At 74.6% G+C, this 13,592-nt stretch carries 12 protein-coding genes and 1 pseudogene; 4 read left to right on the forward strand and 9 right to left on the reverse strand.

What is annotated here, in order from left to right; genetic code table 11:
* Nucleotides 1-1,435, forward strand: a pseudogene (locus AB0K51_RS10935) (hypothetical protein); the annotation flags it as partial.
* On the opposite strand, the gene AB0K51_RS10940 reads toward AB0K51_RS10935, so the two are convergent.
* Nucleotides 1,432-1,752 (reverse strand): hypothetical protein, encoded by a 321-nt coding sequence (locus tag AB0K51_RS10940; RefSeq protein WP_363452913.1) that lies wholly within the window; start codon nucleotides 1,750-1,752, stop codon nucleotides 1,432-1,434. The pseudogene AB0K51_RS10935 and the gene AB0K51_RS10940 overlap by 4 nt on opposite strands.
* Complete coding sequence (locus tag AB0K51_RS10945) at nucleotides 1,743-2,975, reverse strand: hypothetical protein (protein WP_363452915.1); 1,233 nt, start codon at nucleotides 2,973-2,975, stop codon at nucleotides 1,743-1,745. Before AB0K51_RS10945 ends, AB0K51_RS10940 begins: the two co-directional genes overlap by 10 nt.
* A 469-nt stretch (nucleotides 2,976-3,444) precedes the next feature.
* On the opposite strand from AB0K51_RS10945, the gene rsgA reads away from it, so the two are divergent.
* The 3 genes from rsgA to AB0K51_RS10960 all read left to right on the forward strand — a co-directional run bounded on the left by rsgA (nucleotide 3,445) and on the right by AB0K51_RS10960 (nucleotide 6,713).
* A complete protein-coding gene (rsgA, locus tag AB0K51_RS10950) occupies nucleotides 3,445-4,518 on the forward strand; it encodes a ribosome small subunit-dependent GTPase A (protein ID WP_363453127.1) in 1,074 nt (357 codons plus the stop codon).
* A 99-nt stretch (nucleotides 4,519-4,617) separates the two neighbouring features.
* Nucleotides 4,618-6,210 carry an AlkA N-terminal domain-containing protein gene (locus AB0K51_RS10955; protein WP_363452917.1) on the forward strand — a complete coding sequence of 531 codons (1,593 nt, stop codon included), beginning with the start codon at nucleotides 4,618-4,620 and terminating at the stop codon, nucleotides 6,208-6,210.
* Nucleotides 6,207-6,713 carry a methylated-DNA--[protein]-cysteine S-methyltransferase gene (locus tag AB0K51_RS10960; RefSeq protein WP_363452919.1) on the forward strand — a complete coding sequence of 169 codons (507 nt, stop codon included), beginning with the start codon at nucleotides 6,207-6,209 and terminating at the stop codon, nucleotides 6,711-6,713. The genes AB0K51_RS10955 and AB0K51_RS10960 overlap by 4 nt, the downstream gene beginning before the upstream one ends.
* A 54-nt stretch (nucleotides 6,714-6,767) precedes the next feature.
* On the opposite strand, the gene AB0K51_RS10965 is transcribed toward AB0K51_RS10960, so the two are convergent.
* The 7 genes from AB0K51_RS10965 to cysC form a co-directional block, all read right to left on the reverse strand.
* Nucleotides 6,768-7,562, reverse strand: coding sequence for a CbiX/SirB N-terminal domain-containing protein (locus AB0K51_RS10965; RefSeq protein ID WP_363452921.1), 795 nt, complete (start codon nucleotides 7,560-7,562; stop codon nucleotides 6,768-6,770).
* A gap of 6 nt (nucleotides 7,563-7,568) precedes the next feature.
* The gene (locus AB0K51_RS10970) at nucleotides 7,569-8,468 is read right to left on the reverse strand and encodes an ABC transporter permease (protein ID WP_363452923.1); all 900 of its coding nucleotides are present in this window, start codon (nucleotides 8,466-8,468) and stop codon (nucleotides 7,569-7,571) included.
* The gene (locus tag AB0K51_RS10975) at nucleotides 8,455-9,258 is read right to left on the reverse strand and encodes an ABC transporter ATP-binding protein (protein ID WP_363452925.1); all 804 of its coding nucleotides are present in this window, start codon (nucleotides 9,256-9,258) and stop codon (nucleotides 8,455-8,457) included. Before AB0K51_RS10975 ends, AB0K51_RS10970 begins: the two co-directional genes overlap by 14 nt.
* Nucleotides 9,259-9,396: 138 nt before the next feature.
* Nucleotides 9,397-10,539 (reverse strand): aliphatic sulfonate ABC transporter substrate-binding protein, encoded by a 1,143-nt coding sequence (locus AB0K51_RS10980; RefSeq protein ID WP_363452927.1) that lies wholly within the window; start codon nucleotides 10,537-10,539, stop codon nucleotides 9,397-9,399.
* Between the two features lie 220 nt (nucleotides 10,540-10,759).
* Nucleotides 10,760-12,088 (reverse strand): GTP-binding protein, encoded by a 1,329-nt coding sequence (locus AB0K51_RS10985; protein ID WP_363452929.1) that lies wholly within the window; start codon nucleotides 12,086-12,088, stop codon nucleotides 10,760-10,762.
* 2 nt (nucleotides 12,089-12,090) lie between these two features.
* Entirely contained in the window at nucleotides 12,091-13,029 is a 939-nt protein-coding gene (gene cysD, locus AB0K51_RS10990; RefSeq protein ID WP_363452931.1) for a sulfate adenylyltransferase subunit CysD, read from the reverse strand.
* Nucleotides 13,026-13,592: an adenylyl-sulfate kinase gene (cysC, locus tag AB0K51_RS10995; RefSeq protein WP_363452933.1), complete on the reverse strand. Its 567-nt coding sequence runs from the start codon at nucleotides 13,590-13,592 to the stop codon at nucleotides 13,026-13,028. Before cysC ends, cysD begins: the two co-directional genes overlap by 4 nt.

Below are 13,592 nucleotides of genomic sequence, written 5' to 3' on the forward strand. Positions count from 1 at the left end.
CCACCCGCTGTCCGCCACTGCGGAGGCGCTGCGCCGCGAGGCGGACCGGCTGGCCGCGCTGCGGCTGGACGGCGACGCCGCCACCGCCGTCGAGGCCGCGCTGGACGCCTCGTACGCGGTGCTCGCGCCGGACGCCGCCCGGCTGTACCGGCTGCTCGGGCTGCTGCCCGTGGCCGAGTTCAGCTCCGCGGTGGCGGGCGCCGCCGCGGAGCTGCCGCTGCCGGAGGCCGACCGGCTGCTCGACGCGCTCGCCGCGGAGCACCTGCTGGAGGAGCTGGACGGCGAGCGTCACCGGTTCCACGACCTGATCCGGCTGCACGCGGGCGAACTCGGCCGCACCGGGGAGAGCGCGGCGGACGGTCGGGCGGCCGTCCGCCGGGTCGGCGAGCACCACCTGGCCGCCGCCACCGCCGCCGAGGCGGCGATCCACCCCGGCCACCGCACGCTCGCCCGCGACTACCGACAACCACCTTGGCACGTAACGGAGTTCGCCGACAGTGCGGCCGCCGTCGACTGGCTCGACCGGCACCGGGCCCAGCTCACCGCGGTGCTCCGCGCCGCCGCGCGCGACCAGCAGGACGGCCTGGTCTGGCAGTTGACCGACGCGATGTGGCCGCTGTTCAACCGCCTGCGCCTGCACCGGCTCCAGGTGGAGGCCCACGCACTGGGCCTGCAGGCGGCCCGGCGGGCCGGCGACCGGGAGGCCGAGAAGCGGATGCTCACCTCCGGCGGCTACGGCCTGCGCAGCGCCGGACGCCCCGCCGAGGCGGCCGACTGGTACCGGCAGGCACTGGAACTCGCCCTGGCCGACGGCGACTCCCGCACCGAGGCGCAGGCCCGCAGCGGCATCGGCAAGGCCCACCGGCTGGCCGGTGAACTCGACGCGGCCCGGGCGCAGTTCGAGCAGGTGCTGGGCCTGCGCGCGGCGATCGGCTACCGGCGCGGCGTGGGCCTGGCACACGTCGCGCTCGGCGAGGTCGCGGTGGACGCCCGCGACCTCGCCGAGGCGGTGCGCCAGTTCACCGACGCCGTCACCGCGTTGGCGCAGACGCCCGACCTGCACGAACTCGCCCGCGCCCGGGCCATGCTGGGCCGGGCCCACACCGCGACCGGCCACCACCGCCGGGCCGAACGCGAACTGACCACCGCGCTGGCCGAGTTCAGTGCCGCGGGCTCCACGCACTGGGCCGCCCGCACCGTCGAGTGGCTCGGCGAACTCGCCCTGGCGGAAGTCGACTTCGACCTCGCCCGGGAGCGCTTCGCCGAGTCGCTCGCGCGGTACCGCGAGCTCGGCGCACCCGACACCGCCCGGCTGGCCGACCGCCTCGAGCACGTGGCAGCGGGCGAGCGCACCCAGGCGCGCCGGGCGAGTGACAGGGCGACGGACGGGCGGCCGGAGGGGTGGGCTGACCTCCGGCCGCCGTCGACCGGCTAGGTTCCGGTGGTCAGCCGGGCGTGGGCGAGTGCGCCGGCCAGTGCCGCCGCGGTGCGGGCGTGGCCGGTCAGCAGGCGGTAGCGGCGGATCGCCGGCCGGTGGCGGGTGCCGATCCGCAGCACCCCGTCGGGGCCGTGCAGAGCGACCACCGCGCAGCCGGGGCACCGCCGGAGCAGGTCGCGCAGCAGGTGCTCGTCGCCCTCGCCGTACAGGACGTCGGCGCAGTGCAGGATCCGGCGGTCCTCGCCGAGCCAGGCGGCAAGGTGGTGGTCGGGGTGGGCGCTGCCGGGCAGGCGGACGGTGACGGTCAGTGCCATCGTTCGCCGCCGGTCAGCGGGGCGGGCAGGGCGAGCGGTGCGGGTTCGGGGGTGTGGGCGGGTTCGCCGAGGTCGAGGACGCGGTAGAGGAGTCGGCGGATCTTCTGCCGGAACCGGCCCGGTTCGGAGGAGATCCGCCGGCCGATCGCGGCGTACGCCGCGCGGTCGTAGCGCTGGTCGGCGTAGCCGAGTTGGGCGGCCAGCGGGTGCGCCGGGTGGAGGGCCGGCGCGGTGCGGGCCAGTTGGACGCCCGGCGAGCGGGGGTTGACGTCGCGGTGCGGGAACCGGGCGAGCAGGATCCGCGCCTCGGTGAGGGCGGCGTACAGCGTGACCGAGCCGTGGTCGCCGATCACGTAGTCGGCGGCGATCAGCAGCGGACGCCAGTCGGCCTCCGGGGTGACCAGCGAGACGGCCCCGCCGGAGATCCCCTCCACCCACCGGCGGACCTGCCAACCGCCGTGCCCCGCACTGACGTTGGGGTGCACCAGCAGGGCCGTGCGGTACTGGCCGGCCGGCAGCTCGCGGACCAGCCGGGGCAGCAGCGCGTCCAGCCGGCCGAAGACCGACAGCGGCCCCCAGGTCGAGGAGATCAGCACCAGCCGCTCCTCGGGCCCGAGGCCGAAGGCCGCGCGGAACTCGGCGCGACGGGGCAGTTCGGCGGTGATCCGGTCGTGGTCGCCGTCGCCGACCACCTCCGCCAGCGGCAGCGCCTCCGGGCAGGCCCGGGCCAGCTCCGCCAGGTCGTCGCGGTGCGCGAAGGCGTACGCCGCGGCGTTCGGCCGGCCCTGCCACAGCAGGTAGTCGCGGCCGAGGCCGGAGACGGGGCGCTGCCCGTCCGGTCCGGCCGCGCGACTGCCCAGCTCGTCCGGCGCGCCGGAGACCGAGGCCACCGGCGTGTGGCGGCGGGCCAGCTTGAGGTGGCCCGCCCCGTGCGGCAGCCGCACCAGCGGGCCGCGCAGCTGTTCGACGCCCTGCGACCCGGCCGCCAGGACCAGGTCGAACTCCGTGCGCACCGCCTCCTCCCAGGGCACCACGGTGCCGCCGACCGCGAGCAGCAGCGCCGCCACCCCGCCGTTGAAGGCGTGCGGCGCGACCGTGAACACCACCTGGACCCGCAGGTCCGACCCGAGCAGTTCGTAGATCTCCCGCAGCCGGTTCCCGTACACCACCGTGTGCACCACCACCAGGACCCGCTTGCAGTCGGGCAGAGTCGCCCAAGACACGACGCGTTCCCCCCTTCCCGGCCTCCCGCCGGACGACGGGCACCGTGCACCGCCGTTGCCGGGTGGATGTCCGCCCGTGGTGGCGGAACGGCTGGAGAACCCTTGCGCCGCCTTGCGGAAACCTTGCGTCCGGACGCACCGTCAGAAGCCGTGCGGGGCACCGGGGTTGGGTGCCGCCGCGGCGGCGGGTTAATTCGGTGGCGCGGCGGGACGCACGGGGCTAGCGTGGCGTCCGCCGATCGAGGCGCCCCGCGGCGGGGCGTACGAGGCGTGTGCCGAGAACAGGAGGTGAGGGCCATGACTGCCGAGCTTGCGCAGGCTGCTGCCCGCGTCCGGAAGTCCGTCGAATCCACCTCCCACCGCCTCCCGGCCGACCTCACCCAGGCGTCACCGACACGCTGACGCCGCCACCGCGCCCCACGGCGCCGGCCGGGGAAACCTCCTCGAAGGGTCACCCCCGTTGTTCTCCCTGTCTTCCGCTGCCCACCCGCTCTCCGGCCTCGGCTGGACGGCGGAGCGGGCCGTAGAGTTCGCCCCCCTCGCCGAGGCGGGCCTGCTCCCGGGCCGCATCTCCCGCGTCGATCGCGGACGCTGCGAGGTGCTGCTCGCCGATCCCGACACCGGCGGGCTGCGCACCGTCCGCGCGGAGTCCCCGCCGGTCGGCGCCGCCGACCGGACGGACGGGCCGTGCACCGGCGACTGGGTCGCCGTCGACCCGTCCGCCCAGCCCGTACCCGCGATCTCGGCGGTGCTGCCACGCACCACCGCGGTCGTCCGCAAGGGCGCCAACAAACGTTCCGAAGGCCAGGTGCTGGCCGCCAACGTCGACACCGTGCTGATCGCCGTCTCGCTCGCCGCGGAGCCCGATCTCGGCCGGGTCGAGCGCTTCCTCGCGCTCGCCTGGGAGTCCGGGGCCGAACCGCTGATCGTCCTCACCAAGGCAGACTTGGTCAACGACGCGGAGTTCGTCCGGGCGGATGTGGAGGCGGTCGCGCCCGGAGTCACCGTCCTGGTGGTCAGCGCCGAGGCCGGCCAGGGCGTCGACGAGCTGCGCGCCTGTGCCACCGGGACCTGCGCGCTGATCGGCCAGTCCGGCGCGGGCAAGTCCACGCTCACCAACGCGCTCGCCGGGGCGGAGGTGATGACGGTCCAGCAGACCCGCGCGGTCGACGAGAAGGGCCGGCACACCACCACCACCCGCGAGCTGATCCCGCTGCCCGACGGCGGCGTGGTCATCGACACCCCGGGGCTGCGCGGCGTCGGCCTGTTCGGCGGCGAGGGCATCAACCAGGCCTTCGCCGAGATCGACGCCCTCGCCGAGCAGTGCCGCTTCGACGACTGCGGCCACCGCACCGAGCCGGGCTGCGCCGTCCGCGCCGCCCTCGAGGACGGCGAGCTGCCCGAGCGCCGCTGGGAGAGCTACCTCAAGCTCCAGCGCGAGAACGACTGGATCGCCTCCCGCACCGACGCCCGGCTGCGCGCCGAGCGGGCCCGCCACTGGAAGATCGTCACCAAGTCCGCGCGGACGCTCACCCGGCCCTGACCGCGGAAGGCACCGGGCGCCGCCAGCCCCAGGCAGCGGCGCCCGCCCCGCCACCTGCGGCGACCCGCGGCCACTACTGCGGGAGCACCGGCCACGGCGATGTCCGATTCCCGCCAGTCGCCGCCGCCGGGATGTCGCAGACTGGATGACGTGATCGACGACGAGACCAGGTACCGCGCGGTGGACAGCCGGGACGCCCGCTTCGACGGGGTGTTCTTCACGGCCGTCCGCACCACCGGCATCTACTGCCGTCCGAGCTGTCCGGCGATGACCCCCAAGCGCACCAACTGCACCTTCTACCCGACCGCGGCCGCCGCCCAGGGCGCCGGCTACCGCGCCTGCCGCCGCTGCCGCCCCGACTCGGTGCCCGGTTCGCCCGAGTGGAACCACCGCGCCGACCTGGTCGGCCGCGCCATGCGGCTGATCGGCGACGGCGTGGTCGACCGCGAGGGCGTCGCCGGGCTCGCCACCCGCCTCGGCTACAGCGCCCGCCAGCTCCAGCGGCAGCTCACCGCCGAGGTCGGCGCCGGCCCGCTCGCCCTCGCCCGCGCCCAGCGCGCCCAGACCGCCCGCCTCCTCCTGCAGACCACCGAACTCCCGGTCACCGACGTGGCGTTCGCCGCCGGCTTCGCCTCCGTCCGGCAGTTCAACGACACCATCCGCGAGGTCTACGACCGCACCCCCAGCACGCTGCGCGTCGAACGCGGCGGCCACCGCCGCGTCCCCGCGCCGGCCGGCACGCTCAGCCTGCGCCTCGCCTACCGCGGCGCGATCGACACCGCCCACCTGCTGGACTTCCTCGCCCTGCGCGCCGTGCCCGGCGTCGAGGAGGTCGTCCCCGCCGACCGCCCCGGCGTGCGCACCTACCGCCGCACCCTCACCCTCCCGTACGGCCACGGCATCGCCGAGGTGGACGGACTCGCCCCCGGCGACGGCCCGACCCGCGGCTGGCTGGACTGCCGGCTCACCCTCACCGACCTGCGCGACCTCACCACCGCCGTGCACCGGCTGCGCGCCCTGTTCGACCTGGACGCCGACCCGGACGCGGTCGACGGCCGGCTCGCCGCCGACCCGCTGCTCGCCCCGCTGGTCGCGGCCCGCCCCGGGCTGCGCTCCCCCGGCCACGTCGACCCGCACGAACTGGCCGTCCGCGCCGTCCTCGGCCAGCAGATCACCGTCGCCGCCGCCCGCACCCTGGCCGCCCGGCTCGCCGAGACCTACGGCGCCGTGCTGCCCGCCGCCGACGGCGGCCTGCGGCTGCTCTTCCCCGGCTCCGCCGCGCTCGCCGCCGCCGACCCCGAGCACCTCGCCATGCCGCAGGCCCGCCGCCGCGCCCTGCTCGGCCTGTGCGCCGCACTCGCCGACGGCGCCGTCCGCCTCGACGCCGGGGCCGACCGCGAGGAGGCCGCCGCCGAACTGCTCGCACTGCCCGGCATCGGCCCGTGGACCGTCGGCTACCTGCGGATGCGCGCCCTCGCCGACCCCGACGTCTTCCTGCCCACCGACATCGGCGTCCGGGACGGCCTGCGCCGCCTCGGCGAGCCGGGCGACCCGCGCACCGCCGCAGCGCTCGGCGCCGCCTGGGCGCCCTGGCGCTCGTACGCCCTCCACCACCTGTGGTCCGCCGCCTCGGCCGACCGACCCGCCCCACCGACCCGGACCACCCGCGAGATGTGCAAGGAACCGGTATGACCACCGTCTTCACCACCATGGACAGCCCGCTCGGCACGCTGCTGCTCAGCGGAACCCTCGACGAGGAGCACGGTTTCGCGCTGACCGCGGTCACCGCGCCCCGCCAGAAGGGCGCCCTCGACACCCCCGCCGACGACTGGCGGCCCGACGCCGACGCCCTCGCGCCCGCCGTCGAACAGCTCACCGCCTACTTCGCGGGCGAGCGCACCGCCTTCGACCTCCCCCTCGCCCCGGTCGGCACCCCGTTCCGGCAGCAGGTCTGGGAGGCGCTCGACGACATCCCCTACGGCAGCACCGTCACCTACGGCCAACTCGCCGACGCCGCCGGGCAGTCGCCCCGCGCGGTGCGCGCCGTCGGCGGCGCGGTCGGCGCCAACCCGCTGCTGATCGTCCGCCCCTGCCACCGGGTGATGGGCGCGAGCGGCGCCCTCACCGGGTTCGCCGCGGGCATCGACGCCAAGCGCTGGCTGCTCGCGCACGAGAGCGGCCAGGCCCTGTTCTGAGGCAGGGCCACCCGGTAGCGGCACCGCTCCCCCGACCGGGCGGCTGACGCTGCGTCAGGCGACCGCGTCCGCCGTACGGGTGGCGGTCGCCGCGGTGCGGGCCTGGTCGTAGCGGGTGAGCAGCAGACGGGCCAGCTCCGGCGCCGGGCCGAGGACGGGCGCGAGGTGGTCGGCGCCCGCGGCCCGGGCGGCGGCGGCGATCCGGTCGGGGAGCAGCCCGGGGGCGAGCAGGTAGGGCGCGACGGCGGTGGCGGTGACGGCCGGGACGGCCCGCAGGGCGGCCAGCGCGTCGGCGACCGTGGGGGCGGTGGCGGAGGCGTACGCGGTCTCCACGGCGGCCCAGCCGCGGGTGCGGCGCCACTCGGCGGCGACCGCGCGGGTCGCGGCGTTGGCGCCCGCGTCGGAGGAGCCGGCCGCGGCGAGCACGACGCCGGTGCGGGCCCGCACCGCGGGGTCGGCGACGTCCAGGCCGGTCTCGGCGAGGCGGCGGTCGAGCGCGTCCAGCAGCAGCGGGGACGGTCCGAGGACGTTCGCGACCGGGACGGCGGACCCGGCGGCGCGCAGCGCGGCGGGGATGTCGTGCTTGGCGTGGAAGGCTCGGCCGAGCAGCAGCGGAACGGCGATCGCGTCGGTGAGCCGCGGGGCGACCTGCGCGATCCGGGGCGCGCAGTGGTCCAGGTAGGCGGTGGTGACCGGGAGTTCCGGGCGCAGCGCGCGGACGGCGGCGGCCAGGGCGTCGACGGTGGCGGCGTGGCGCGGGTCGCGCGAGCCGTGGGCGAGCAGGAGCAGTGCGGCCGCGCCGCGCCCCGGACGGGGCGCGGACGCGGAGCGGAGCTGATGGAGCGTCATGGTGGGCTACCGGGAGGTGACGAGCAGTCCGCGGCTGCGCAGCACGCGGCGTTCGATCGGGGAGAACACCAGCAGGTCGATGGCGACGCCGACGAAGAGGATCAGGATGATGCCGAGCAGGACGCCGGACATGTCGGAGAACTCGCGCTGGTTCTCCAGGTAGCGGCCGAGGCCGACGCCCAGGTCGGGCGAGGCGGCGATGAGTTCGGCGGCCATCAGGGAGCGCCAGGAGAAGGCCCAGCCCTGCTTGAGGCCGGCCAGGTAGCCGGGGAGGGCGGCGGGCAGCAGGATGTGGCGGGCGCCGCGCAGTCCGGTGGCGCCGAGGGTCTTGCCGGCCCGCAGGAACAGCGGGGGGACCTGGTCGACGCCGGCGATCAGGCCGTTGGCGATCGAGGGGACGGCGCCGAGCAGGATGACGGCGTACATCGCGGAGTTGTTGATGCCGAGCCAGATGACGCCGGCGGGCACCCAGGCGACCGAGGGCAGCGCCTGCAGGCCGGACAGCACCGGGCCGACGGCCGCGCGGACCGGCTTGACCTGGGAGACCAGCAGGCCGATCGGGGTGCCGATCACGACCGCGAGCGCGAAGCCGGACAGGCCGCGCCAGACGCTGGTCCAGATGATGGAGAACAGCGTTCCGGCGTACCAGAGGTCGGTGAGCGAGTGCCAGACGTCGGCGGGGCTGGGCAGCTTGTCGGGGGTGGTCAGCTCCAGGCTGTAGGCGAGCTGCCACAGGGCGAGCACCAGCACGATGCCGAGGACGGGCGGCAGCACCTTCTGACGCAGGATCACCGACGCCGGGGTGCGCTGGGCGTGGACGGTCTCCAGCGCGTCGAGCCCGGCCTCGACGCTGGCGGAGTCGACGGGCTGGTCCTGGACGCGGGCGGCGGTGTCAGTGCTGGACATGGCGGCGGATCTCCCCACGCAGTTCTTCGGTGATCTCGACGGACAGGTCCGCGACCCCGGCGGACTCGATGCGCCGCGGCTGCGGCAGGTCGATCCGCCACTCGCGGGCGATCCGGCCGGGCCGGGAGGAGAGCAGGACGACCCGCTGGGCGAGGCGGACGGCCTCGCGGACGTTGTGGGTGACGAACAGGACGGTGAGCTTGCGCTCGGCCCAGATCCGGGTGATCTCGTCGTGCAGCACGTCGCGGGTGATGGCGTCGAGCGCGGCGAACGGCTCGTCCATCAGCAGCACGTTGGAGCCCTGGGCGAGCGAGCGGGCCAGGGCGACGCGCTGGCGCATGCCGCCGGACAGCTCGTGGACGCGCTTCTTGTAGGAGCCGCCGAGCCGGACCAGCTCCAGCAGCCGCTCGGCCTCGGTCTCCCGCTCGGCCTTGCCGACGCCCGCCAGGCGCAGCGCCAGTTCGATGTTCTTGCCGGCGGTGAGCCACGGGAACAGCGCGTGGTCCTGGAACATCAGGGCGGGGCGGCCGCCGGGGACCTCGATGGTGCCGGAGGTCGGCTGGTCGAGGCCGGCGACCAGGTTGAGCAGGGTGGACTTGCCGCAGCCGGAGGCGCCGAGCAGGGTGGTGAACTCGCCGGGCGCGACGGTCAGGTTGATGTCCTCCAGCACCGGGGCGGAGCTGCCCGGGCGGCCGAAGGTCTTGTGCACGTGCGAGAGGCGGACGGCGTACTCGCCGTCCGCGCGGCCGACGCCGGGGGCGTCGGGCGACGTGGTCAGTGCCGTGGTCACGGGCACCTCCTGCGGGTGGGTTCCGGGCAAGGGCTGGATCCGGGCGGGGATCCGGGGTCCGGCCCCGCGCCCGCCCGGTGACTGGGCATCGGGTGGGCGGGCACGGGGCGCGGACCGCGGGGCGGTGGGGGGAGCCGGCTACTTGGCGCCGAGGCCGGCGTCGGCGACGGCGCTCTGCCCCTTCTCCTTGAGCACCTTGTTGAGCGGGGCCAGGTCGTAGATCCCGGCCAGGTTGGGCTTCTTCAGCAGGCCCGCGGTGACCGCGTGGTCTGCCTCGGCCTGCAGGGTGTTAGCCAGCGGGTCGTCGATGAAGTCGATGTCCTGCCACGCCGGGTCGAGGATCGCGGCGTCCAGCGCGTTGCCGGCGTCGGCCTTGATCTGGTCGTTGGCGGCGGCCTTGGCCTGGTCCGGGTTGGCCTTGATCCAGGCGTTGGTGTTCACCGAGCCGCGCAGCACGGCCTCCACCACGTCCGGGTGCTCCGTGAGGAACTTCTGCGAGACGATGATGTTGGTGATCACGAACTTCTTGTCGGGCCAGATGTCCTTCTCGTTGAGCAGCACCTTGGCGCCGAGGGTGACCAGCTTGGAGGCGGTCGGCTCGGGGACCCAGGCGCCGTCGATGGAGCCGGACTTGTAGGCGTCGGGGGTGACCTTGTTGTCGCTGCGGACCACGCTGACGTCGCCCGCGCCGGACTGCGCGTCGACCTTCCAGCCCTTGCCCGCGAGGTAGTTGAGCAGCGCCACGTCCTGGGTGTTGCCGAGCTGCGGGGTGGCGATCTTCTTGCCCTTGAGGTCGTCCACCGTCTTGATCTTGTCGGGGTTGACCACCAGCTTGACGCCGCCGGAGGCCGAACCGCCGATGATCTTCAGGGACTTGCCGCCGGACTGGGTGTAGCCGTTGATGGCCGGCGAGGGGCCGATCCAGCCAATGTCGATCGAGCCGGCGTTCAGCGCCTCGATCTCGGCCGGGCCGGCGTTGAAGACCTGGGTCTTGATCTGGGTGCCGCCGAGCTCCTTCTGGAAGAGGCCCTGCTTGAGGCCGACCAGCGCGGTGCCGTGGGTGAGGTTGGCGAAGTAGCCGATCTTCACGGTGTCCGCGGAGAGCTTGGCGCCCGAGGCCGCCGGGGCGGCGGACGCCTTGTCCGTGCTCTTGGAGCCGTAGGAGCAGGCGGTCAGCAGGCCGGTGGTGGCGACCAGGGCGACGGCCGCGACGGCGGCCCGTCTGATCCGGCCGGCGTTCGGACGGATCGGGGTATGGGAGGGCTGGGCGCTCGGTGCCATGAGGTGTCCCGTTCGTGAGAGAAGGAAGGTGTGCCTGACATCGGGCCGGGCCGCCCGCCGTGCCTGCTGTGGGAAGGCACGGCCGGGACGGGCTCGGTGACAGGGGATCAGTGCCCCTGTCCGCCCCCACATCGCGTCAGGCCGCCCTGGCCGCTGCCGAGGACGCCGCTGCCGATGCGGCCGCCTTCCTTGTCCATGCCCGAGAACGCCTCGCTGGGCATCAGACCCAGTCCTCCTCTGTCGGAGCGTCGGGAGCGTCGATGGTGCTGACGTTGTCGAAGGCCTCGCCCGCCATGCCGGCGGTGAGGGTGCTGCCGTCGGCCGGGTCGATCAGGATGAACGAGCCGGTCCGGCGGTTGTCGGTGTAGTCGTCGAGGGCCAGCGGCTCGGCGGTGCGCAGCACCACGTGGCCGATGTCGTTGACGTTCAACCCCTCGGCGCCGGAACGCCGTTCGAGGCTGTCGATGTCGATCCGGTAGCTGATCTCCTTGACCAGCGCGCGCACGGTGCGGGTGGTGTGCTTGAGCAGCACCTTCGCGCCGACGTGCAGCGGACGCTCGTTCAGGTGGCAGACGGTCGCCTCGATGTCCTTGGTGGGGACGGGCACCGCGCCGGCCGCGATCAGGTCGCCGCGCGAGATGTCGATGTCGTCCGCCAGCCGGACCGTCACCGACTGCGGGGCCCACGCCAGGTCGGTCGCCACGCCGAGCGCGTCGATCGCCGCGACGGTGGTGGTGTGGCCCGAGGGCAGCACCGTGACCGCGTCGCCGACCCGCAGCACACCGGAGGCCAACTGGCCGGCGTAGCCGCGGTAGTCGTGGTGCTCCTCACTCTGGGGACGGATCACGTACTGCACCGGGAAGCGGGCCGGCTCGAGGCTCGGGTCGGAGCCGACCGGGACGGTCTCCAAGTGCTCCAGCAGCGTCGGGCCGCCGTACCAGTCCATGTGCGCGGACGGCTCGACCACGTTGTCCCCGGCGAGCGCCGAGATCGGCACCGCCACCACGTCCTTGACGCCGAGCGAGGCGGCGTAGGCGGTGAACTCCTCGGCGATGGCGGCGAACACCGGCTCCGCGTAGTCGACCAGGTCCATCTTGTTGACCGCGAGGACGACGTGCGGGACGCGCAGCAGCGCGGCGACCGCGGCGTGCCGACGGGTCTGCTCGACCACGCCGTTGCGGGCGTCGACCAGCACCACGGCGAGTTCGGCGGTGGACGCGCCGGTCACCATGTTGCGGGTGTACTGCACGTGGCCGGGGGTGTCGGCGAGGATGAACCGGCGCCGGGCGGTGGCGAAGTAGCGGTAGGCCACGTCGATGGTGATGCCCTGCTCGCGCTCGGCGCGCAGGCCGTCGGTGAGCAGCGCCAGGTCGGGTGCGTCCTGGCCGCGGCGGCGGGAGGCGTGCTCGACGGCCTCCAGCTGGTCGGTCAGCACCGACTTGGAGTCGTGCAGCAGGCGGCCCACCAGGGTGGACTTGCCGTCGTCGACGCTGCCGGCGGTGGCGAAGCGCAACAGCGAGGTGGCGGTGGCTTCCTGGATGGTGCTCATGGTTAGAAGTACCCCTCGCGCTTGCGGTCTTCCATCGCGGCCTCGGACATCTTGTCGTCGGCGCGCGTCGCCCCTCGTTCGGTGAGGCGGCTGGCGGCGATCTCGGTGATCACGGCGTCGATGGTGTCGGCGTCGGAGTCGACCGCACCGGTGCAGGACATGTCGCCGACGGTGCGGTAGCGCACCAGGCGGCGCTCCACGGTCTCCGACTCCTTCGGGCCGCCCCACTCGCCGGCGGTCAGCCACATGCCGTCGCGCTTGAAGACGTCGCGCTCGTGCGCGTAGTAGATCTCCGGGAGCTCGATGCCCTCCCGCTCGATGTACTGCCAGACGTCCAGCTCGGTCCAGTTGGAGAGCGGGAAGACCCGGACGTGCTCGCCGACCGCGTGCCGGCCGTTGTACAGCGACCACAGCTCGGGGCGCTGGCGGCGCGGGTCCCAGGCGCCGAACTCGTCGCGCAGCGAGAAGACGCGCTCCTTGGCGCGGGCCTTCTCCTCGTCGCGGCGGCCGCCGCCGAACACCGCGTCGAACTTGTTGGACTCGATGGCGTCCAGCAGCGGGACGGTCTGCAGCGGGTTGCGGGTGCCGTCGGGGCGCTCGCGCAGCACGCCGCGGTCGATGAAGTCCTGCACCGAGGCGACGTGCAGCCGCAGGCCGTGCTCGGCCACCGTGCGGTCGCGGTACGCCAGCACCTCGGGGAAGTTGTGGCCGGTGTCCACGTGCAGCAGGGCGAACGGCACCGGCGCGGGGGCGAAGGCCTTCAGCGCGAGGTGCAGCATGACGATGGAGTCCTTGCCGCCGGAGAACAGGATCACCGGCCGCTCGAACTCGCCCGCCACCTCGCGGAAGATGTGCACCGACTCGGCCTCGAGCGCGTCCAGGTGCGACAGCGCGAACGGGCTCTCCCCGGTGTGGATCAGGCTCTGCGTCGCGACGGTCATGCCAGGCCCCTCTCGGTCAGGAAGGCGTGCAGCTCGGTGGCGGACTCGGCCACCGACCGGCCCTGTGTCTGGATCCGCAGCTCCGGGTCCTCCGGAGCCTCGTACGGGTCGTCGACCCCGGTCAGGCCGGAGATCTCGCCGGCCGCCTGCTTGGCGTACAGGCCCTTCACGTCCCGCTCCGAGCACAGCTCGACCGGGGTGGCGACGTGGATCTCCAGGAACTCGGTGCCGTTCGAGGCGTGCCGCTCGCGGACCGCGGCGCGGGAGTCGGCGAACGGGGCGATCACCGGGGCGAGCACCTTCACACCGTTGGCGGCGAGCTTCTCGGCGACGAAGCCGATCCGGGTGACGTTGGTGTGGCGGTCCTCGCGGCTGAACCCGAGGCCCTTGGAGAGGAACTCGCGGATCTCGTCACCGTCCAGCACCTCGACCTTGTGGCCGTCCGCGCGCAGCCGCTCGGCCAGCGCGAAGGCGAGGGTGGTCTTGCCCGCACTGGGCAGCCCGGTCAGCCACACGGTGGCGCCGCGCTCGCGGCCCGCGGCCAGAGTGTCGGCGGTGGTCAC

It is taken from the genome of Kitasatospora sp. NPDC049285 (genome assembly GCF_040678815.1).
Taxonomy (GTDB): Bacteria; Actinomycetota; Actinomycetes; order Streptomycetales; family Streptomycetaceae; genus Kitasatospora.